The 22,177-nt window shown below is 70.3% G+C and carries 15 protein-coding genes; 7 read left to right on the top strand and 8 right to left on the bottom strand.

The window, feature by feature from the left end:
* Positions 1-16 precede the first annotated feature (16 nt).
* Positions 17-1,357 (top strand): TolC family outer membrane protein, encoded by a 1,341-nt coding sequence (locus tag AAIL17_RS10865; RefSeq protein ID WP_424682858.1) that lies wholly within the window; start codon positions 17-19, stop codon positions 1,355-1,357.
* A 52-nt stretch (positions 1,358-1,409) separates the two neighbouring features.
* Here the strand turns inward: AAIL17_RS10865 and waaA are convergent, their stop codons facing one another.
* Positions 1,410-2,672 carry a lipid IV(A) 3-deoxy-D-manno-octulosonic acid transferase gene (gene waaA, locus AAIL17_RS10860; RefSeq protein ID WP_424682857.1) on the bottom strand — a complete coding sequence of 421 codons (1,263 nt, stop codon included), beginning with the start codon at positions 2,670-2,672 and terminating at the stop codon, positions 1,410-1,412.
* 190 nt (positions 2,673-2,862) lie between these two features.
* Between waaA and lpxL the strand changes: the two genes are divergently transcribed.
* Entirely contained in the window at positions 2,863-3,774 is a 912-nt protein-coding gene (gene lpxL, locus AAIL17_RS10855; RefSeq protein WP_424682856.1) for an LpxL/LpxP family Kdo(2)-lipid IV(A) lauroyl/palmitoleoyl acyltransferase, read from the top strand.
* On the opposite strand, the gene AAIL17_RS10850 is transcribed toward lpxL, so the two are convergent.
* The 4 genes from AAIL17_RS10850 to AAIL17_RS10835 all read right to left on the bottom strand — a co-directional run bounded on the left by AAIL17_RS10850 (position 3,765) and on the right by AAIL17_RS10835 (position 7,367).
* A complete protein-coding gene (locus tag AAIL17_RS10850; protein WP_424682855.1) occupies positions 3,765-4,544 on the bottom strand; it encodes a glycosyltransferase family 2 protein in 780 nt (259 codons plus the stop codon). The two genes, lpxL and AAIL17_RS10850, sit on opposite strands and share 10 nt — an antisense overlap.
* A complete protein-coding gene (locus AAIL17_RS10845; RefSeq protein WP_424682854.1) occupies positions 4,537-5,793 on the bottom strand; it encodes an O-antigen ligase family protein in 1,257 nt (418 codons plus the stop codon). Before AAIL17_RS10845 ends, AAIL17_RS10850 begins: the two co-directional genes overlap by 8 nt.
* A gap of 155 nt (positions 5,794-5,948) precedes the next feature.
* Entirely contained in the window at positions 5,949-7,073 is a 1,125-nt protein-coding gene (locus tag AAIL17_RS10840; protein ID WP_424682853.1) for a glycosyltransferase, read from the bottom strand.
* 87 nt (positions 7,074-7,160) lie between these two features.
* Positions 7,161-7,367 (bottom strand): zinc-finger domain-containing protein, encoded by a 207-nt coding sequence (locus AAIL17_RS10835; RefSeq protein ID WP_424682852.1) that lies wholly within the window; start codon positions 7,365-7,367, stop codon positions 7,161-7,163.
* Between the two features lie 224 nt (positions 7,368-7,591).
* Between AAIL17_RS10835 and AAIL17_RS10830 the strand changes: the two genes are divergently transcribed.
* Positions 7,592-8,857, top strand: a complete 1,266-nt coding sequence (locus AAIL17_RS10830) for a Yip1 family protein (RefSeq protein ID WP_424682851.1) — start codon at positions 7,592-7,594, stop codon at positions 8,855-8,857.
* Between the two features lie 73 nt (positions 8,858-8,930).
* On the opposite strand, the gene AAIL17_RS10825 is transcribed toward AAIL17_RS10830, so the two are convergent.
* The gene (locus tag AAIL17_RS10825) at positions 8,931-9,509 is read right to left on the bottom strand and encodes a YceI family protein (RefSeq protein ID WP_424682850.1); all 579 of its coding nucleotides are present in this window, start codon (positions 9,507-9,509) and stop codon (positions 8,931-8,933) included.
* A 21-nt stretch (positions 9,510-9,530) separates the two neighbouring features.
* On the bottom strand, positions 9,531-10,136 hold the full coding sequence (locus AAIL17_RS10820; protein WP_424682849.1) for a malonic semialdehyde reductase: 606 nt from the start codon (positions 10,134-10,136) through the stop codon (positions 9,531-9,533).
* A gap of 135 nt (positions 10,137-10,271) precedes the next feature.
* Here AAIL17_RS10820 and AAIL17_RS10815 point away from each other — a divergent pair, with 135 nt between their 5' ends.
* Positions 10,272-11,237, top strand: a complete 966-nt coding sequence (locus AAIL17_RS10815) for a mitochondrial fission ELM1 family protein (RefSeq protein WP_424682848.1) — start codon at positions 10,272-10,274, stop codon at positions 11,235-11,237.
* A 517-nt stretch (positions 11,238-11,754) separates the two neighbouring features.
* Here the strand turns inward: AAIL17_RS10815 and glnE are convergent.
* A complete protein-coding gene (glnE, locus tag AAIL17_RS10810) occupies positions 11,755-14,598 on the bottom strand; it encodes a bifunctional [glutamate--ammonia ligase]-adenylyl-L-tyrosine phosphorylase/[glutamate--ammonia-ligase] adenylyltransferase (protein WP_424682847.1) in 2,844 nt (947 codons plus the stop codon).
* 130 nt (positions 14,599-14,728) lie between these two features.
* Here glnE and AAIL17_RS10805 point away from each other — a divergent pair, with 130 nt between their 5' ends.
* From AAIL17_RS10805 to gltB, 3 genes are all read left to right on the top strand, one after another.
* Positions 14,729-16,621 (top strand): LTA synthase family protein, encoded by a 1,893-nt coding sequence (locus AAIL17_RS10805; RefSeq protein ID WP_424682846.1) that lies wholly within the window; start codon positions 14,729-14,731, stop codon positions 16,619-16,621.
* 169 nt (positions 16,622-16,790) lie between these two features.
* A complete protein-coding gene (locus AAIL17_RS10800; RefSeq protein ID WP_424682845.1) occupies positions 16,791-17,345 on the top strand; it encodes a hypothetical protein in 555 nt (184 codons plus the stop codon).
* Between the two features lie 355 nt (positions 17,346-17,700).
* Positions 17,701-22,134 carry a glutamate synthase large subunit gene (gltB, locus tag AAIL17_RS10795; protein WP_424682844.1) on the top strand — a complete coding sequence of 1,478 codons (4,434 nt, stop codon included), beginning with the start codon at positions 17,701-17,703 and terminating at the stop codon, positions 22,132-22,134.
* Positions 22,135-22,177: the final 43 nt, after the last annotated feature.

The following is a 22,177-nucleotide window of genomic DNA, read 5'->3' as shown; positions in this document are numbered from 1 at the left end:
CATGAGGCAACCCACGATGCGCTTGAAGCTTCTGACCCTGGCCCTGGCCCTGTCGGCAGTCTCGCTGCCCGGCCACGGCGAGGACCTGATGGATGCCTACCGCCAAGCGCGCGCCAATGACCCGGTGCTGTCGCAGGCGGAGGCGACGCGCCTGTCGGTGGGCGAGGGCGTGACCCAGGCCCGCGCCACGCTGCTGCCGGAATTGTCCGGCCGCGCCACCTTCAGCCAGTCCAGCGGCGCCGACACGCAGACCACCACGACAGGTGGCGCGCCGATCAACGCCGGGCACCTGCGCAGCCGCGACGAGTCGCTGGAACTGAGCCAGACCATCCTGGACCTCAGCAAGATCGCCAACCTGCACGCCGCCGAGTCGCAGTCCGAGGCACAGGACGCGCAGTACAACGCCGCGTTGCAGGAGCTGTTCGTGCGCGTGACGGCCGCCTACTTCGGCGTGCTCACCAGTCAGGACGAACTGGCCTACGCCAAAGCCAACGAGGACGCCTTCCGGCAGTCCTACGAGCAGGCCGAGCAGCGCTTCAACGTGGGCCTGTCGGCGGTGACCGACGTCTACCAGGCCAAGTCCTACTACGAGTTGGCCAAGGCGCAGACGGTCGCCGCGAACAACGCGCTCAACGACGCGCGCGAGGCGCTGGCGCAGATCACCGGCAAGCCGGTCGGCGACCTCAAGAAACTGCGCGACGACCTGCCGATGGTGGCGCCCAAGCCGGCCGATCCGAACGCCTGGGTGACCGAAGCGCTCAAGAGCAACCCCAACGTGGCGGCGCAGCAGTACAACGTCGAAGCGGCCTCGCACAGCGTCAACGCCGCGCGTGCCGGCCACCTGCCGACGATCAACGCCTCGGTCAGCCGCGGCACCTCGGCCAACTGGCTGGAGAACCGACCCGGTGCCTTCGCCGCCTCCAACGGCCGCTACGGCACCACCGTGGGCATCACCCTGACCGTGCCGATCTTCTCCGGCTTCGCCACGCAGTCGCGGGTGCGCCAGTCGATCTACGAGCGTGACGCCGCCGAGGATTCGCTGGAAGCGCAGCGCCGCCAGGTCACCCGCGACACGCTCAACTTCTACCGCTCGGTGATCGCCGGCATCAGCCAGGTCGAGGCCAACAAGGCTTCGGTCGAGTCGGGCCAGAAGGCGCTGGAAGCGACCCGCGCCGGCTTCGACGTGGGCACGCAGACCATGCTCAACGTGCTGAACGCGATCCAGACCCTGACCCAGGCCGAGAGCAGCTACTCGCAATCGCGCCACGCGCTGATCCTGGACCAGCTGCAGCTGAAGCAGGCGGCCGGCACGATCGACGTGAAGGACATCGAAGCGGTCAACGCGCTGCTGCAGTAAGCGGCTCAGCGTTCCCCCGGCGCCGGCCGGGGGAACGGCTTCTCCCACCGCGCTACTCCTCCAGGACGCGGTCGATAAGCTCCATCACCCGCCCCACCGCACCGCGCTCGCTGTCGAACACTCGCCGTGCGTGCTTTCCCATGCGCTCGCGCTGGCGCTCGTCGCGCAGCAGAGCGAGCACGTCGTGGCCGAGCTGGTCCACCTGCGCCACGCGGCTGGCGCCGCCCTCGCGGATCAGCGTGAGGGTGATCTCCTCGAAATTGAAGGTATGCGGGCCGACCAGCACCGGTCGCGCCAGCGCGGCCGGCTCCAGTACGTTGTGCCCGCCGATCGGCACCAGGCTGCCGCCGACGAAGGCCAGGTCGGAAGCCGCGTAGAACGGCATCAATTCGCCCATCGCGTCGATCACGAATACCTGGTGCGCGCCCGGCACGCGCTCGACGCTGCGCGTGGCCACGGAAAAGCCAAGGCTGCGCGCCGAGTGCTCCACCAGCTTGAAACGCTCCGGATGCCGCGGCGCGATCAGCAGCAACGCGTCGGGCAAGCGCCGCAGGACGTCGAGGTGCGCCTCGAGCACCGCCAGTTCCTCGCCCTCGTGCGTGCTGGCCGCGATCCATACCGGGCGCCGCGGGCCCCACTGCGCGCGCAACGCCGCGCCCTTGTCCACTGCGCCGTCGGGCACCGGCATGTCGAACTTCAGGTTGCCGCTGACCACCAGTTGCGAGGGCTCGGCGCCCAGCAGTCGGTAACGCGCCGCGTCGGTGCGCGACTGCGCGGCGATCTGGCGCACGCTGCGCAAGGCCGCGCGCACCAGCGGCAGCAACGGGCGGTAGCCGCGCATCGAGCGCTCGGACAGGCGCGCATTGACGATCATCAGGGGGATGCCCCGATGCCGGCAGGCGAAGTACAGGTTCGGCCAGATCTCCGTTTCCACGATCAGCGCCAGCCGCGGCCGTACCCGCTTGAGGAAGCGGTGCACCGCGAACGGCAGGTCGTAGGGCAGGTAGACGTGGAACACGCTGTCGCCGAACAGCTGGTGCACGCGCGCCGAACCGGTCGGCGTCACGGTGGTGACCACCAGCGGCGCATTGGGGTAGTCGCGCCGAAGCGCCTTGATCAGCGGTTCGGCCGCATTGACCTCGCCCACCGACACCGCATGCACCCACAGGCTGCCGCTGAATTCCGGCTTCTGGAACAGGCCGAAACGCTCCGGCCAGCGCCGATGGTAATTGCCGTAGCGCGCGCCACGGATCAGCAGGCGCAGCACGATCAGCGGCGTCGCCAGGTACATCACGAAGGTGTAGAGGTAGCGCAACGGGAGGCCAGCCGGGAGGAATGGCGGGAAGTATAGGCCGTGCCCTTGCTCGCTCCCCTTCCCGGAAGGCGCCGGAGCGAGGAGACCAGGGCTGCGGGGAAGACGACGGCCGATGCATTCCCGCGAGCCCGCCTCCTCATTCCGGAGGGGACAGGGCCCCGGAGCCCGTACAATCCCCCGGATGCCCGGCATGCCCCGCCCTTCCTTCGATCCTTCGCTGCTCGCTCCGCGCCACTGGCCTGCCTGGCTTGGCGTGGGCGTCATCTGGCTGATCGCGCGCCTGCCCTATCCGCTGCTGATGGGGCTGGGCAGGCTGCTCGGCGCACTGATCCGCCACGTGCCCTCGCGCCGGCGCGGCATCGCCGAGGCGAACATCGCGCTGTGTTTTCCGGAGCTGGACGCGAAGTCGCAGGCTGCTCTGGTCGATGCGCACCTGACCGACATCGGCCTGATGCTGGTGGAGTTCGCGCTGGGCTGGATGGGCTCGAACCGGGCGATCGCACGCATCCCGACCCGGGTCGAAGGCCTGGAACACCTGGAGGCGGCACGCGCGCAGGGCCAGGGCGTGCTGCTGGTGGGCGGGCATTTCTCGCATCTGGAGCTGTGCGCGCGGCTGATCTCGCGACGCATCCCGATTGCCGGCATGTACCGGCGCATGGACTCGGCGGTGTTCGAGTGGACCGTGCTGCGCGCGCGGCTGCACTACGCGGCGGCGATGTTCGAGAAGGACGACATCCGCGGCACGGTGAAGTACCTGCGCGGCGGCGGCACGGTGTGGTACGCGCCCGACCAGGACATGCGCAGCAAGGAAAGCGTGTTCGTGCCGTTCTTCGGCGTGCCGGCGGCGACCATCACCGCGACCCACCACCTGGCGCGCATGGGCCAGGCGCAGGTGATCCCGTTCTTCCACCATCGCCTGCCCGAGGGCGGCTATGCGATGCGCCTGGGCGCGCCGCTGCCGATGGGTGGCGATGCGGCGGCCGACACGGCGCAGGTCAACGCCAGCATCGAGCAGATGGTGCGCGTGGCGCCGGCGCAATACCTGTGGGTGCACAAGCGCTTCAAGACACGCCCACCCGGCGCGCCGGAGGTCTACCGCTGACGCGGATGGCGCGGCGCGCCCTGTGCGGCACGCACGCGCGCCTCGTGCAGCTTGGCGTACTTGAGGAACGCGTAGAAGGCGTGCACGCGCGCGGCGATGAAGCCCGCCCAGCCGGCGCGCCAGTGTCCGCGCAAGAGGTAGTAGCGCAGGAACGCGATCGTCGGATAGGCGACCAGCCGCCAGCCCAGCCGGGCGCGCTGGCGACGGGCATCCTCCTTCGCCTGCAATGACGAATAGCGGTTGGCCTTGTCCACGCGGCCGGCGATGTCCGGCTCGCCGTAATGGTCGAGCACCACCTCCAGCCGGGCCACCGGTCCGTCGACGTGCACCGATTCGTGCACGCTGTGTCCGCTCATGCGCGCACGCTCGCGGTCGAACAGGCGCACGTAGTGGTTGAGCCGCGCGCGCGGCGACTGCCAGCGCCAGAACACCCATTCGCGCCGCCATAGCTGGTAGCCCGCGCAGGAGGGCGATTCGAGCGCGCGCTGGATGGTTGCAACGGCACCCGGCGGCAATGCCTCGTCCGAATCGAGCAGCAGCACCCAGCGGTGCCGGGCCAGGTCGATCGCCGCCTGCTTCTGCGTGCTGTAGCCGGCGAACGACTGCACCTGCACGCGCGCGCCGTGGCGACGCGCGATCTCGGCGGTGGCATCGGTCGAGCCCGAGTCGAGCACCACGATCTCGTCCGCCCAGCCCACCGAGGCCAGGCAGGCGTCCAGCGTGTCCTCGTTGTTGTACGTGGTGACGACCACCGACAACGGCTCACGCATCGCCTTCCTCCACGACGTACAGGGCCGCGCACCACAGTCCCAGCAGCCAGGCGAACAGCAGGCCCCACCAGGCCGAATAGAAGGCCAGGTGGGTGTTGAGCGGGAACAGCATCACGACCAGCGCCACCGTGGCAGGAAAGGCCCGCGCACGCTCGGGTCCATCGCGCCGATGCCAGGCACGGCAGGCCAGCACAGTGCCGGCCAGCCACAGCAGCAGCCCGAGCGTGCCGGTCTCGCTCAGCACTTCCAGCACCAGCTGGTGTGCATGACAGGCACCCTCGCCCACGCCGCAGGCCTCGGCGACCAGGAAATGGTCGTTGGCCGGCGCGTAATCCGGATAGGCGTAGCGGAAGCCGCGCACGCCCACGCCGTTCCACGGGTGGTCGGCGATCATCCGCGCGCTGGCGCGCCAGATCGCCGGGCGGCCGGTCAGTGCCTCGTCCAGCCCCTGCGGATCGCCGGCGAACACGGCCAGCGTGCGCTCCATCCGGTCGTGGAAACGGCCCGAGGTCTGCCAGGCCAGCGCGCCGGCCAGCACCACCAGCAGCCCGCCCAGGCCGAACCAGGGCAGGAAGCGCCGCGCCGAGCCGGCCTCGCGCCAGGCGAAGGCGAGCCCGGCCAGGCCGTAGCAGAGCCAGCCTGCGCGCGAGCCCGCCAGCAGCACCGGCCCCAGCAAGGCCAGGAAAGCCAGCACGAGGCCTGGCCGGCCCCAACGCCCGCGCGCCGCCCACAGTGCGAACGGCGCGAGCACGGCCAGGGTGGGACCGAGCTTGAGGTTGTCCGCACCGAAGATGCCGGAAATGCGTTCGGCTTCGGCATGTCCGCCCAGGCTCCAGCCGGTGAGCGCCTGCAGCCAGGCATCGGCGCCCCACAGGCCGATCACGATCGCCACCGCGCCATACAGCGCCCGCAGCCTGGACTCCCGGCGCAGCGCGAAGCAGGCATACAACCCCAGCGGAACGAAGCGCAGCAGGCCCGCCGTGCTGCCCCAGCTCTTGCCGGGCGCCACCGCATCGATCGAAGACAGCAGCGCCGCGCCCACGTAGCAGGCCAGCAACACCAGCAACAGGCGCGCGCCGGCGTGTCCCTGCAGCGCGTGCGGGTGGCGCACGAACAGCAGGAGGGTGCCGAGCAGGCACAGCAGCGTACCCAGTTCCGAGCTGCGCCCGAACGGCAGCAGCGCGATTACCAGCCAGAACGGCAGCAGCGGTGAGCGCAGGGCGTCGGCAAGCGGGCGGATGAGGCGCATCCGGACATTGTAGGGAGGCGCTGGAGGTTCCCGCGAGAGGCGGCAGTCCGGTCCTCCCTAGCAAGGGTTCGTGGGAGTGCTGCACCCCCAGGCGTTCCCGCGAGAGCGCCACTCAACCCAACCCTTTCCACGGGAAGGATGAGGAGGCGGTGCGGTCAGCCCGCGACTTCGCCGTACAGCGCCAGCACCGCCTCCTGCATGTCCGACAACCGGTAGCTCTGCAGCATCGGGATCGGCGGCGCGACGCGCAGCAGTTCGGCCGCGCGCTCGACCAGTTTCTCGCGGTCGCCCAGCGGCACGCGGCCGGCCGGGTACAACTCGGCCAGCAGCTCGCCCACGCCGCCATGGGCGTAGCCCAGCACCGGACGGCACAGCGAGAGCGCCTCGACCACGGTGCGTCCGAAGGACTCGGGCTTGACGGACAACTGCAGGATCAGCGCGGACACTGCGTAGATGTCGCGCACGTCGTTGCGCGCGGGGGTCAGCACCACTTGTGCCTCGACGCCACGATCGCGGATCAGTTGCCGGAGCTCTTCCACATAGGCCTCGCGGCCCGGCTCGATCACGCCCAGCAGCAGCAGTCGCGCCTCGATGCCGCGGCGCTTGAGCTCGGCGATCAGTTCGATCGCCTCGTGGTGCCCCTTGAGCCGCGTGCCGCGGGCCGGCAAGGTCAGCAGCGGCGCGCCGGCCAATTGCGGATACTCGGCGAAAAAGGTCTTCTGCCAGGCGTCGTCCGGACGGTGCCCATACGGGAAGGCTTCCGGATCGATGCCGCGCGGGATCACCCGCACGCGTGCGGGATCCATCCAGGGATAGTGGCTGAGCACGTAGTCGCGCATGGTCTGCGATACCGCGATCACCCGCTCGCCGCGCAGCATGATGCCGCTGTACATCCCGGGCGAATTGAGTCCGTGCACGGTGGTGACGAAATGCGGGCGCGGCGTCATTCCCTTCAACGCCCACCAGCCCAGCCATGCCGGCAGGCGCGAACGGGCGTGCACGATGTCCGGCTGCAGCTCGCGCAACCGCCGGCGCAACGCACCGAGGCGGAACAGCGTGCGCGGCGTCTTGCTGCCGATGTCCAGGCTGATGTGCTCGCTGCCTTCGGCTTCCAGTTGGGCCACCAGACGGCCACCGGCGGAGACCACGATCGAGCGGTGCCCCGCAGCCACCAGCGCGCGGGCCACCTCCAGCGTGGAACGCTCCGCCCCTCCCGAATTCAGCGCCGGGATCAGCTGTACGACAACCAGACGCCGGGGGGAGGTGACGACGGCAGACATGAGGGGTTGCTGGGTGGCCTTCATCCAAAAAAACAAGCAGCGATCGTGCCGATCGCCGCTCGTTCAGGTTCCGGCCACGGGCGCCGGCTAGTCGCGCAGGACGTAATGCGCGCCGCAGTAGGGACAGACGGACTCGCCGCCGTCCTCGACGATCGGCAGATACACCTTCGGATGCGAGTTCCACAGGGACATGGCCGGCATCGGACAGGACAAGGGAAGGTCCCTGCGCGTCACTTCGTAACGATTTTCGGCATTCGCCGGGATCGGCGCGGCCTCGGGCAGGGGGCGCGACATGGCAGGCTCCAGGAAGGGTATCGAAACCGCGCATGGTAGCAGGGGCACCCGCACGGGGCGCACTGGACTTCACCGCGCAGTTGGCCTCAACTGTACGCCGGCGGCGCCCGGAGGGGCGGGCGCCGCCATGGGAGGACGACCGTGGATGGGCAGGCCGCCGGGCTGACGGCCGTGGCCTGGCCGACGGCATCCGTCGCCAATCATCCTGTCGCAAGGGGAAAATCATGGACTTCGGAAAAACCATCGCGCGCGCCAAAGCCATCCTCGCCACACCCCGGACGGAGTGGCCGGTCGCCGCCGCCGAGCCGGCCAGCGTCGGCAGCCTGTACGCCGGCTACATCGTCTGGATCGCCGCGCTGCCCGCCATCGCCGCGTTCATCAAGGAGAGCCTGATCGGCACCGGCTTCCTGGGCGTGGTCGTACGCGTGCCGATCGGCGCGGGCATCGGTGGCATGGTGCTCAAGTACGTGCTGTCGCTGGTGGTGGCCTATCTCGTGGCGCTGATCATCAATGCGCTGGCCGGCACCTTCAACGGCCAGAAGGACATGGTGCAGGCGCTCAAGACCGTGGCCTACGCGTGGACCGCCACCTGGATCGCCGGCATCGCCGTGATCATCCCGTGGATCGGCTGGCTGATCGCCATCGCCGGCATCGTCTACGGCATCTACCTGCTGTACCTGGGCCTGCCCTTCACCATGAAGTGCCCGCCCGAAAAGGCCGGCGGCTACACGGCGCTGACCGTGGTGATCGCCATCGTGCTGAGCTGGATCGTCGCGATGATCGTCGCCGGCGTGATCGGCACCGCCGCCTATACCGGCGCCGCCATGACCGGCGCGCACCTGGGCAGCACCAGCGGGGACGACGTCACCGTCGATCCCAACAGCGCGCTGGGCAAGCTGGCCGCGATGGGCGAACGCGCCGAGCAGGCCAGCAAGGAGCTGGAGGCGGCGCAGAAATCCGGCGACACCGCCGCGCAGCACGCCGCCATGGGCAAGATGATGGGCGCGGCGATGGGCAACGACGGCAGCGTGCAGGCGCTGTCCACCGAGCAGGTCAAGGCGTTCCTGCCGGAGACCCTGCTCGGCCTCACGCGCACCAGCAGCTCGGCCCAGCGCAACAACGCGATGGGCATGCAGGTCACCGAGGCGCATGCCGAATACGGCGACGGCAACGGTCGCAACGTCACGCTGGAAGTCACCGACATGGGCACCGCCAAGGGCCTGATGGCAATGGCCGGCGCCATGTCGCCGGAGGAAGAGCGCAGCACCGACCACGGCTACGAGAAGACCTACACCGCCGATGGCCGGCTGACTCATGAGGCCTGGGACGACCAGTCCAAGAGCGGCGAGTACAGCGTGGTGGTCGGCCAGCGTTTCACGGTCAAGGCGCAGGGCGCGGCCGGCAGCATCGACGATCTCAAGCAGGCCGTGGCCAGCGTGGACCTGGCCAGGCTCGAGGCCATGCGCGAGGAAGGCGTGACCCGCAACTGACGCGCCGCCCACCCTGCAAAAGACAAAGCCCGCGCCATCACGGCGCGGGCTTTTTTTCACGTAGCGGCACCGCCTACTTTTCCACCGAACCCTCGGTGGTGATCTGCAGGCTGATCTCGTCGCTGACATTGGGCACGTACGCCGACACGCCGAAGTCCGAGCGCTTGAGCGTTCCGGTGGCGTTGAAGCCGATCGACGGCTTGCCGCTCATCGGATGCTTGCCGATCCGGTTGAGCGTGGCGTCGAGCACCACCGGCCGGGTCACGCCGTGCACGGTGAGGTCGCCGGTGACGCGGAAGCGGTCCTTGCCCAGCGGCTCGACCTTGGTGCTCTTGTAGGTCACCAGCGGGTACTTGGCGGCATCGAGGAAATCGGGCTTGGCCAGGTGCTCGTCCAGCGCCGGCACGTGCGTGTCCAGCCCGGACATGGGCAGCGTCACCTCGACGCGGGCCTGTTCCGGATGTTGCGGATCGAACACCAGCGTGCCCTGCCCCAGGCCCAGCTCCGCGGTCGGATGGGAGAAACCGAAGTGGCTCCAGCTGAACAGCACCATCGTGTGGTGCGGGTCGAGCGTGTAGGTGGCCGGTGCCGCCTGGACGAGCGCCGCGGCGCCGAGCAGGCCGGCGAAAAGTAGGGCTTTGAACGTACGCATGCGTGACTCCTGTGGGGTTTTTCAGACGATGCGGCAGGCTTCGTCGAACGCGAAGCGCTCTTCGCGCGGCCGCAGCACGGCGGGGTTGCCGTAGCCGATGTTGATGAGGAAGTTGGAGCGCACCTGCGTGCCGGCGAAGAAGGTCTCGTCCAGCATCGCGTTGTCGAAGCCCGACATCGGCCCGCAATCCAGGCCCAACGCGCGCGCGGCCATGATCAGGTAGGCGCCCTGCAGGCTGGAGTTGCGGAAAGCGGTGGCCTCGATCACCGCCGGGTTGCCGGCGAACCAGCCGATCGCGTCGGGAGATTCCTTGTACAGCCGCGGCAGGTGCTCGTAGAAGGCGTGGTCGGCGGCGACGATCACCGTCACCGGCGCGGCCATGGTCTGCGCCAGGTTGCCGCGGTTGAGCGCGGGCTCCAGCTTCGCCTTGCCCTCGGGCGAGCGCACGAAGACGAAACGCGCCGGCGAGGAATTGGCGCTGGTGGGCGCCAGCTTGGCCAGGTCATAGATCGCGTGCAACTGCGCATCGGTGACCGGCTTGTCCAGCCAGGCCTCGGCCGAACGCCGGTAGGTGCGCGCGGCGCGGAACAGCTGGTCGAGGGCGGCCTCGGAAAGCACTTCGCTCATGGTTATCCTTTGCGTCATGGCGCGCCGTCCGGCGCGGGCGATCCGCAAGTGTAAGCCCATGGGCGCGGGTGGTCGGGTGAGGAACGGAGAACCCAGCGTGCAGATTTCGCCAACAATCGCCCGGGCTGCATCCGCATGAGCGGATCGCGCGAGGAATGCTGGGCGATCACCGACGCCGCCGCCGGCAACCAGCGCCAGGCTCTCGCGCTGGCCGAGCGGCTTGGCCTGCCGGTACGGCCACTGGTGCTCGAACCGCGCGGGCCGTGGGCATGGCTGGCGCCGCGGCTGATCCTCGGCGGCGAGTGGGCGCTGCCGCCGGCCGAACGCGCGCGCTTCGCGGCGCCGTGGCCGCGGCTGGCGGTCGGCTGCGGACGCGCCGCGGCGCTGTTCACGCGGATGCTGCGGCCGTGGTCGGGCGGTGGCTGTCGCACCGTGCAGATCCTCGACCCGCGCATCGATCCGAAGCACTGGGATCTCGTCGTCGCGCCCCGCCATGACGGCCTGGCCGGCTCCAACGTGCTTACCCCGCTGGGTTCGCTCAACCCGGTCGACGCGGAATGGCTGGCCGATGCGCGCGACGCCTGGCCGCAACTGGCCGAGCTGCCCTCCCCGCGCATCGGCGTGCTGCTCGGCGGTCCGCGCCATGGCATCGCCATGGACGGCGCCTGGACACAGGCCTTCGTCAACGGCCTGCGCACCATGCACGAGCAACGCGGCGGCAGCCTGCTGACACTGGCCTCGCGCCGCACGCCACCCCGACTGGCCGGCGCCTTGCGCGAAGCCCTGGACGACGTGCCAGGCCTGCACTGGCAGGGCCGCGCCGATGGCCCCAACCCTTATCCGGGCGTGCTCGCCTGGGCCGACCGGCTGGTCGCCACGCCCGATTCGGTCAACATGCTCTCGGAGGCCTGCGCCGTCGGTTGCGCGGTACACACCTTCGCGCCGGAGCCGCTGCCGGACAAACTCGCCCGCTTCCATCGCACGCTGCGCGAGGCTGGCCTGCTGCATCCCTTGAATGCCGACGCGCCCGACCACCAGCCACCGCTGCGCGAAACCGAGCGCATCGCGGCGACCGTGCGGCAACGGCTTGGGGGGCGATAGCGCGTTTCGCTTTGCGCAGCACTGAGGCGAGCCCCGTCCCCTCACCCCAACCCTCTCCCCGGAAGCGAGAGGGAGCCGGTGCGCGGCACACGCTCATCACCCGCTAGCGCCCGCTTTTCGCTCTTGGCTCTGGCTTTTTCGCTCTTGGTTTTCCGCTCGGGCCTTGGCTCTTCTGAAAAGTGCGCGCGGGAAGCGCGCTGCCCTACCCGGGGCCCCTGGCGCGGCGGGCGGGTGGCGGAAAAGCCCGAAGGGTGGCCGGCAGGACGCCGGCCAGCTTTTCGTCGGGGCTTCGAGCCCCGTCGAAAAACCCCGCCATCCGCCCGCGCACCCGGAGGGCAGGATGCCCGCAGGGCGCGCCAATCGGGGTGCCCTTCTCTTTGGTTACTTTCTCTTGGGCAAGAGAAAGTGACTCGGCCGCCGACAGGCAACCGAAAGCTCTTCTCTCACCAGAGTTCCAGGCGAGCCCCGGCCCCTCACCCCAACCCTCTCCCCGGAGGGGAGAGGGAGCAGGAAAGGGTCAGGCGAAATCGAAACCCAGGGCGGCGGTCACCGCACGCACCTCGGCACACAGGGCTTCCAACGCCGGCTCGCGCGGCGCAATGCGTGGCCGCAAGTCGAGCGTGCATGCCAGTGCGCGCTCCAGCAGATCCGCGTGCACGCGTGCCAAGCTAGCCGCCTGCCCGTCTTCGAGCAGACCGACGCGTCGGCACGCCTCGATCAACGACGCATTGGCCGTCTGCGCGAGCAGTTGCGGATGCGCCGCCGCATGCGCCAGCACCAGCCCCTGCAGCGCAAACTCGATGTCCAGCAAACCACCCTGCCCCTGCTTGAGATCGAACCGCGCCGCATCCGAACGATCCCGCTCGGCCCGCCAGCGCTGGCGCATCTGGCCGACCTCGGCAAGCACCGCCGTACGCTCGCGGGGCACCGCCAGCACCTCGCGACGAACCTCCCCCAGCGCCTGGCCGAGCGCAGCATCGCCGGCCACCGCCCGCGCGCGCAGCAGCGCCTGGTGTTCCCAGGTCCAAGCGCGGCTGCGCTGGTACGCATCGAACGCTTCCAGGCTGCTCACCAGCAGGCCCTTGGAACCGTCCGGGCGCAGCCGCGTGTCGACTTCGTACAGGCGTCCCGCGCGGGTGAGCAGGGTCAGCCAGTTCATCACGCGCTGGGCGAGGCGCTGGTACCAGCGCGCGCCATCGATCGGACGGCCGCCGTCGCTGGTCAGTTGCGTGCGCGCGCCGTCGAAGACGAACACCAAGTCCAGATCCGAGGCGAAACCCAGTTCCTCGCCACCGAGGCTGCCGTAGCCGAGCACGGCGAAGCCCGAGCCCTCGCCGGGCAGGCGGCCGTGCTGCGCGGCGAGCTCGCGCTCGGCCAGCGCGGTGACGGCCTCCACCACCGAGCCGGCCAGCGCCGCCAGGCGGCGCGCGGTCGACACCGCGTCGGCGCGGCCGTCGTTGAAGGCCAGGCCGAGGCGGAAGGCGATGCTCGCCTTGAACTCGTTGATGCGCTCGAGCTCGGCCTCGGCCTCGCGCTCGTCCAGCGTCGCCAGCACGCGGCTGATCTCGGCGCTGATGTCGGCGCGCTTGAGCGGCAACTGGTCGATGCGTGGGTCGAGCACGTCGTCCAGCAGCAGTGGCTGGGCGATCACCCGCTCGGCCAGGAAGGCGCTGTCGGCGAACAGCCGCGCCAGGCGCGCGCGCGCGGCGGGCTGCTCTTCCAGCAGGGCGAGATAGGCCGAACGCCGCGCCACCGCCTGCACCAGCCGGCACAGCCGCAGCAGGCAGGGCAGCGGTGCGGCGCTGGCACGGGCCGCGGCGATCAAATGCGGCATCAGGCGGTCCAGCCGCTCGCGCGAGCGCGGCGACATGGCACGCACCGAAGCCGCCTGCGGCAGCTTGGCCAGCGCCTCGGCCGCCTCGATGCCGGGCACGAAGCCGGCCGCCTCCAGCGCACCGGGCTCGGGCGTGCCGTCGCAGGCCTGCCGCCACAGGGTCGTGTCGGCCACCGCCACGCGCGCCGCGCGCCCACTGGCCGGCATCAGCACGCTGGCGAACTCCTCGCTGACGATGCCGCGGTGGTGCGCCAGCTCGGCTTCCAGCGCCTCCCAGTGCTCGTGGCCCAGGCCGCGGGCGATGCGCTCGCGGCTGAGCGCGTCGTCGGGGATGTCGTGGGTCTGCGCGTCGCGCAGCATCTGCACGCGGTTCTCCACCCGGCGCAGGCAACGGTAGGCCTCGCGCAGCGCCTTGGCGCGCGCCGCGCCGATATGGCCGCGCGCCTCGCAGGCGGCCAGCGCCGGCAGCAGGCCGCGTACGCGCAAGGAGGGCTCACGGCCGCCGCGGATCAGCTGCTCCAGTTGCACGATGAACTCGATCTCGCGGATGCCGCCGGGACCGAGCTTGAGATTGTCCGCGAGGTCCTTGCGCGCGACCTCCGCATCGATCAGCGCCTTCATCTCGCGCAGGCCGGCGAAGGCCGTGTAGTCGAGGTATTTGCGGTAGACGAACGGGCGCAGCAACTCCTGCAATTGCTTGCCGGCGGCGCGGTCGCCGGCCACCGGGCGCGCCTTGATCCAGGCGTAGCGTTCCCAGTCGCGGCCCTCGACCTGGTAGTACTGCTCCATCGCGGCGAAGGACAGCGCCAGCCGCCCGGCGTTGCCGAACGGGCGCAGGCGCAGGTCCACGCGCGCGCAGATGCCTTCGTCGGTCGGCTCGTTGAGCAGCCGCACGAGCTGGCGGCCCAGCCGCACGAAGTATTCGCTGTTGTCCAACGGACGCGCGCCGTCGCTGTGACCGCCCTGCGGATAGGCCAGCACCAGGTCGATGTCCGAGGAGAAATTGAGTTCGGCGCCACCGAGCTTGCCGAAGCCGATCACCACCAGCCGCTGCAGCGCACCCTCGTTGTTGCGCGCCTGCCCGTAGCGCGCGCCCAACGCTCGCTCGGACCAGCCCAGCGCTGCGCCCAGCAGCGCCTCGTAGAGCACGCTGGTGGCCGACAGCGTTTCGGCCAGGTCGTCCAGCCCGTTGACGTCGCGGAACACCAGCCGCAGCGCCTCGGCCTGGCGGAACCGGCGCAGCGCGGCGAGCGTGGTGGCCTCGTCCTCCGGCAACGCCAGCGCGCCGACGCGGACGCCGGCGTCGCCGGCCGCACGCAGGCGCTCCAGGCCCGCCGGCGCCAACAATTGCGGCTGGCGCCGCCAGGCCTCGAAGGCGAAGTCGCTGGCGGCGAGCGTGCGGCGGATGCGCTCGGCCACGCCGGCGTCGTCGTGCAGCGCGATGCCGGCAGCGCGGCAGCGGGCGGCCAGTTCGGCGTAGCGGTCGTCGATCAGCGCGCGCAGCGCCGGGCTTTCGGGGGCGATCATCCGGGCATTGTGCCGCAGCAAAAGGCGCATGAACCGCCAGCAACCACCGCCGGCGGACCCAACGTATGATTCATTTCCGGCCAATTACAGTCACCTTCCCCTCACGCAGAGCCGGCGGACCTTCCCTCGCATGCCCTTCTTGAACCGTCCCACGCCCGGACCGTGGCGTCCGCTCGGCGGCCGTGTCCTGGCCGTGGCGCTGATGAGCCTCGTGTTCGTGCTCTTGACCGGCCTGCTCGATGGCGGCGTGGGCGTGGTCCCGTTGCGGGCCATCGACCAGTTCCGCTATCCCCTGGCCAACGCCCTGCCCGGCCTGCTGGCGGCATGGGCGTTGCTGGCCTTCAGCCGCCGGCTGGTGTTCTCGTTCGGGCTGGTGTTCCTGTTCGAGGCGCTGATCTACCAGGTCAACGCGCTGAAGGTCGCGAATCTCGGCAATCCGCTGATGCCGGCGGATTTCCTTATGGTCGACCAGCTCACCAAGGGCGGCGCGCACCTGCTGGTCGGCTACCTGCCGCACAGTCCGTGGCCTTACCTCGGGCTGCTTGCCGGCATCGCCCTGATCGTGGCGATGTGGCGCCTGGAGCCGCCGCTGTTCGCGCGTGGCGCCTACGGCAAGCGGCTGGTCGGCGGCGGTATCGCGGTGCTGTTGCTGGGCAGCCTGCTCGGCGGCGCGGCGGCCTGGAGCAAGGTCTACAACGCCCGTGTGCTGTGGCTGGAGCCGTGGTCGCCGAGCGTGACCGCGAACCACTCCGGCCTGTTCAGTTCGCTGATGCTGTTCCATCTGCAATACGGCCACGGCGGGCACAAGGCCGACCCGGCCGCCGCCAAGGCACTCATCGCCCAGTCGCAACAGGCGTTGCAGCAACGCCTGCAGGCCACCCAGCCGATGAGCGGCGAGCGGCCGGACATCGTGGTGGTGCAGAGCGAGTCGTTCTTCGACCCGGGCATCATGCGCGGCTACGAGAACAACCGCTTCACGCCCAACCTGCATCGCCTCGAGAAGCACGCCGCCAGCGGCCCGCTGCACGTGCCGACCTTCGGCGGCGGCACCATCCGCACCGAGTTCGAGGTGCTCACCGGCCTGTCGCTGCGCTACTTCGACGAACTGCAGTTCCCGTATCTGACGCTGGAGCAGAAGGTGGTGCCCAGCGTGGTGCGCACGCTGCGCGCGCATGGCTATGCGACCACCGCCATCCACGGCAACGACCCGGCGTTCTGGAACCGCGCAGCCGCCTTCAGGAAGATCGGCTTCGACCGTTTCGTCTCGCAGTCGGCGTTCCCGAAGAACGCGCCCAACGACGGCAAGTACATGGCCGACAGCGCGATGACCGACGAGATCATGCGGCAGCTGAAGGACAGCGGCCCACCGCAGTTCCTGTTCGCCATCAGCATCGAGGCGCACGGCCCCTACGACGTGCCGCCGGCCAACCTCGCCGCCCGCGATGCGATTCCGGTGCCGCCCGGCATCGCCGGCCGGGACAAGGTCGAACTGCAGACCTACCTCTACCACGCCGAGCACGCCGACGCGGAGCTCGGCCGGCTGGCCAAGCTGCTGGCCCAACGCGATCGTCCGACGCTGCTGCTGTTCTACGGCGACCACCTGCCGGCGCTGACCAACAGTTTCAACGCCACCGGTTTCGTCGACGGCGGCGACATGCTGAGCGAACCGGGCGTGTGGCTGCTGCTCGACCCGCGCAATCCCGGCCCGGCCACGCACGAGAGCCTGGCCTCGTGGATGCTGCCGGGCAAGCTGCTGGAGACGGCGGGCATCCGCGGCGATCCCTACTTCGCGCTGACCCAGGTATTGGCGCCGCAGGTGGCCGCGCTCACCCGTGCACCCGGCGCGCCGCAGCCGGAGATGACGGCCGAACAGAAGGTGATCGACCAGGACCTGGCCAGCGTCGCGATGCTGCGCCTGAAGGGCAAGCTCGATGCGCTGCTGCCGCCGCAGCTCGCAGCGATGGGAACCGCCGCAGCCGAGCAGGCGCCGGCACCGGTGGGCGCCCACGGCGCCCACCCTTGAGCGCGCGCGATGGCGCGCACCTTCATCCCGCGCTGACAGGAAAGCATTCAGCCATCTGTCCGTCCGCTTAAGCGGACGCGGGCGTGTTCAGAGTGAGGTAGGGAACGCCTGCCTACGGTCGGGGCAACCGCGAAGCGTATTCGCGGCTTTCCACGACTGGAGGCATCCCATGCGTAAGACTCTGCTTGCTGCTTTGATTGGTGCCAGCGTGTTCGCCGTGCTGCCCGCGCTGGCTCAGGTCAGCCTCGGCGGCGCCGGCCACGTCGGCGCAGGCGTGACCGCCGGCGCCAACGGTGCCGTGGGCGCCACCGCCGGCCAGGTCGGCACCCGCGCAGGCGACGCCCTGCAGCGCGCCGACCGTCAAACGCGCCATGCCGCCGACCGGACCATGGAGCGCAGCCATCGCACGCTCGACCGCCATGGCAGGGCCGACGCGGATCTCGGCGCGCAAGGCTCGGCCGCGGCCGCGACCGGCGAGCACCGCGCCGATGCGAACGCAGGTGTCCGCGCGGGCGCCAGCGTGGACGCCGGCGCCGCCGTCGACCATGCCAGCGGCACCGCGCGCGGGATCGGCGGCCAGGTCAGCGACAGCGCGCACACGGCCATCGACAGCACCAGCCGCACGGCCGGCTCGGTGGGCGACACGGTCCGGCAAACCGCTACCGGAACCTCGGTAGGCGCCGATGCGAAGGTTCGCGCCAAGGCCGACGGGCGCGGTCACTGAGCCAACCCGCGCAAGCCGATGGAGAGCCCCGCCCTGCGGGGCTCTTTCTTTTCTGATGCTGCAATTGCACAGTTCGCTTGGAATGCCTTCGCAAGCGTTCCTTTTAGTCGCGCCGGTGCATTCCATCATCACTGGTGGCCGAGATCACCCATAAATTTCCTGCCTTTCGGCGTCCGCCGGTCAGGCGCGACCCGGCGTCGGCTGCCTGCATGGCTCGCGAACGCCAATCCCTATTGGACGTCTAGCCGTCCATGTTTGACGCATCGCAACATTTGTGCTCAAGTGGGACCGTTCGCGCATGTCCTGCCGGATGGGTGGCGCATGCGTGCCTTTTCGCCAAGGCCGAGCAGGTGCCATGCCAGAGTCTCGCGTCGCCTCCCTCTACGATCCCGCCTTCGAGCACGACAGCTGCGGTTTCGGACTCGTCGCACAGATCGACGGCCGCGCCACTGCCGCCCTGGTCGATACCGCGTTCACCGCGCTGGCGCGGCTGTCGCACCGCGGCGGCGTCAATGCCGACGGCATCAGCGGGGATGGCTGCGGCGTACTGATACGGCAGCCGACGGCCTGGCTGCGTGCCCTGGCCGCCGAGGCCGGATTGGCGCCGGCCGAGCGTTTCGCCGCGGGTTTGGTGTTCCTCGATCCCGTCGAGGCCCGCGGCGCCGACGTGCTGGAAACGCAACTGACCGAGGTAGGGCTGCACGTGGCCGGCTGGCGCGAGGTGCCGGTCGACCCGCAGGCCTGCGGTCCGCTCGCCGCCGCAGCGCAGCCGCGGGTGCGCCAGCTGTTCGTGGATGCTGCGCCGGAGATGGACGCCGACGCCTTCGAACGCGCGCTGTTCCGCGCGCGCCGGCGCGCCGAACTGGCGCTGAGTGGCGATCCGCATTTCTACGTGGTCAGCCTGTCGGCGCAGGTGATCGGCTACAAGGCGATGGCCGCGCCCGGCCGCCTGCGCGAGGTGTACGCCGACCTTCGCCACCCTGCGCTGGCCAGCGACGCGGTGGTGTTCCACCAGCGCTTTTCCACCAACACCACGCCGCAGTGGCGGCTGGCGCAGCCGTTCCGGCTGCTCGCGCACAACGGCGAGATCAATACGATCCGCGGCAACCGTCGCTGGATGCAGGCGCGCGCGGCGGTGCTGCGCTCGCCGCGGCTGGAGCTGTCGGACCTCGGCCCGCTGGTGCGCCAGGACGGTTCCGATTCGGAGAGCCTGGACAACGCGCTGGAGGTGCTGCTCGCCGGCGGCCTGGACCTGCTCGCGGCCATGCGCGTGCTGGTGCCGCCGGCGTTCGCCGCGCGCGAGAACCTGGACGAGGACCTGGCCGGCTTCTACGAGTACTACGCGCTGCACAGCGAGCCCTGGGACGGCCCCGCCGGCCTGGTGATGTGCGACGGCCGCTACGCCGCCTGCACGCTGGACCGCAACGGCCTGCGGCCCGCGCGCTGGGCGCTGTCGGACGACAACCACCTGATCGTCGCCTCCGAGGCCGGCTTGTGGGACCTGCCCGCCTCGCGCATCGTCGCCAAGGGCCGGCTCGGGCCGGGAGAGATGCTGGCGGTGGACTTCGCCCAGCACCGCCTGCTGCACGACGCCGACATCGATGCGATCAACCGCGCGCGCGCCCCGTTCCGCGACTGGCTGCGCGCCGGCGTGAGCTATCTCGAATCGGACCTGATCGATCCCTCGCTCGCCGCCGAGCCGTTGCCGCCGGACGAGCTGCACCGCTACCAGAAGCTCTACGGCCTGACCCGCGAGGAACGCGAGAGCGTGCTCAAGGTGATCGCCGAGCTGGAAGCCGAGGCCACCGGCTCGATGGGCGACGACACGCCGATCGCCGCCATGTCGCACCAGGTGCGCCCGCTGTTCGACCGCTTCCGCCAGGCCTTCGCGCAGGTCACCAACCCGCCGATCGACCCGCTGCGCGAGAAGCTGGTGATGTCGCTGGTGACCCAGTTCGGGCCCGAGGGCAACGTGCTGGAGCTGAAGTCCGAGAACGCGCGGCAGGTGCTGGTCAATTCGCCGGTCCTCTCGCAGCGCAAGCTGCGCCAGTTGCTGGCGCTGCCGCAGTTCGAGGACACGCCGCGCTTCGACCTGCAGTACGCGCCGGAGGAAGGCCTGGAAGCGGCGCTGCGCCGCCTGTGCCGCGAAACCGCCGAGGCGGTACGCGCCGGCCATGCGCTGGTTTTCCTGAGCGACCGCTACCCCGCGCGCGACACGCTGCCGATCCATGCCCTGCTCGCGGTCGGCGCCGTGCATGCGCACCTGGTCGAAGAGGGCCTGCGCTGCCAGTGCAACCTGCTGGTGGAGACCGCCACGCCGCGCGACCCGCACCAGTTCGCCTGCCTGGTCGGCTTCGGCGCCACTGCGATCTATCCGTGGCTGGCCTACCAGAGCCTGTTCGAGCTCGGCCGCGAAGGGCGCATCGGTGCCGACCGGCAGGAGCTCGGGCGCAGCTATCGCCGCGGCGTCCGCAAGGGCCTTTTGAAAATCCTCTCCAAGATGGGCATCTCGACCATCGCCGGCTACCGCGGTGCGCAGTTGTTCGAGATCGTGGGTCTGGCACGCGAGGTGGTGGATCTGTGCTTCCCCGGCACGCCCTCGCGCATCGGCGGCGCCGGCTTCGCCGAGCTGGAGGCGGACCAGCGCGTGCTCGCCGCCGAGGCGTGGGAACAGGCGCGCCCGCTGCGCGTCGGCGGGCTATACAAGTTCGTCCACGGCGGCGAGTACCACATGTACAACCCGGACGTGATCGGCACGCTGCAGAAGGCGGTGCGCAGCGGCCGCACGGAGGACTGGCGCGCGTATGCCGACGCGGTCGACCGTCGCCCGCCCTCCGCGCTGCGCGACCTGCTCGCGCCGCAGCCGCTGGACGCGCCGCTTGCGCTGGACGAGGTGGAACCGGCCGAGGCGATCCTCAAGCGTTTCGATTCGGCCGGCATGTCGCTGGGCGCGCTCTCGCCCGAGGCGCACGAGGCGCTGGCGATCGCGATGAACCGTCTCGGTGCGCGCAGCAACTCCGGCGAAGGTGGCGAGGATCCGGCGCGCTACGGCACCGAGAAGATGTCGAAGATCAAGCAGGTCGCTTCCGGCCGCTTCGGCGTGACGCCCGCCTACCTGGTCAACGCCGAGGTGCTGCAGATCAAGATCGCCCAGGGCGCCAAGCCCGGCGAAGGCGGCCAGTTGCCCGGCCACAAGGTCGACGCCACCATCGCGCGGCTGCGCTACGCCAAGCCGGGCATCGGGCTGATCTCGCCGCCGCCGCACCACGACATCTACTCGATCGAGGACCTGGCGCAGCTGATCCATGACCTGAAGGAGGTCAACCCGCACGCGCTGGTCTCGGTGAAGCTGGTGAGCCATGCCGGCGTCGGTACGGTGGCCGCGGGCGTGGTCAAGGCGGGCGCCGACCTCATCACCGTCAGCGGCCACGACGGCGGTACCGGCGCCAGCCCGCTCAGCTCGATCAAGTACGCCGGCACGCCGTGGGAACTGGGCCTGGCCGAGACGCAGCAGACCCTGCGCCGCAACGACCTGCGCGGCCGCGTGCGGCTGCAGACCGACGGTGGCCTGAAGACCGGGCTGGACGTGGTCAAGGCGGCGCTGCTCGGCGCCGAGAGCTTCGGTTTCGGCACCGGCCCGATGGTGGCGCTGGGCTGCAAGTACCTGCGCCTGTGCCACCTCAACAACTGCGCCACCGGCGTGGCGACGCAGCACCCGGTGCTGCGCGCGGAGCACTTCACCGGGCTGCCGGAGATGGTGGCGAATTATTTCCGCCTGCTCGCCGAGGACGTGCGCGCGCATCTGGCGCGACTGGGGGCACGATCGCTGGGCGAGATCGTCGGGCGCACCGAGCTGCTCGCGCAGTTGGAAGGCCATACGCCGGTACAGCGGCGGCTGGATCTCGCGCCCTTGCTCGGTGGCCTGGATGCCGGCGTGGACAGCGCCTGCGTGCTGCCGCGCAATCCGCAGCGCGACGAGGCCACACTCGCGCGACAGATCGAAACCGACACCGCGCCGCTGGTCGAACTGGGCGCCGGCGGCTGCTTCAGGTACGCCGTCGCCAACACCGACCGCGCCATCGGTGCGCGCCTGTCCGGCGCCATCGCGCGGCGCTGGGGCGATGCGGGCCTGGCCGAACCCATCACGCTGGAACTGGAGGGCAGCGCCGGGCAGAGCCTGGGCGCGTGGAACGCGCGCGGCCTGCACATCGCGCTGACCGGCGAGGCCAACGACGGCGTCGGCAAGGGCATGGCCGGCGGGCGCATCGTGGTCAGGCCGCCGACCGATGCGGCGTTCGCCAGCCAGGACGCGGCGATCCTCGGCAACACCTGCCTGTACGGCGCCACCGACGGCGAGCTGTTCGCCGCCGGCCGCGCCGGCGAGCGCTTCGCCGTGCGCAACTCCGGCGCGCTGGCGGTGGTGGAAGGCGCCGGCGACCACTGCTGCGAGTACATGACCGGCGGCGTGGTGGTGGTGCTCGGCAAGGTCGGCCTCAACTTCGGCGCCGGCATGACCGGCGGCTTCGCCTACGTGCTGGACATCGAGCGCGACTTCGTCGACTGCTACAACCACGAACTGGTGGATCTCTTGCGCATCTCGCCGGAGGGCATGGAGCACCACATGCAGCACCTGCGCCGGCTGATCGAGCGGCACGTGGCGCATACCGGAAGCACCTGGGGCGAACGCATCCTGCGCGACTTCCGCGGGCTGCAGTACAAGTTCTGGCTGGTCAAGCCCAAGGCCGCGAGCCTGGCCGCGCTGGCCGACGAACTGCGGAGCGCGGCATGACCCCGCCGTTATCCAATAACGGCTTTTCGCGTTCGCCCCCTCT

Source organism: Frateuria sp. YIM B11624, from assembly GCF_049727805.1.
Taxonomy (GTDB): Bacteria; Pseudomonadota; Gammaproteobacteria; order Xanthomonadales; family Rhodanobacteraceae; genus Frateuria_A.
The sequence above is the reverse complement of the archived record's forward strand: the minus strand, read 5'-3'. Positions and strand labels throughout refer to the sequence as shown.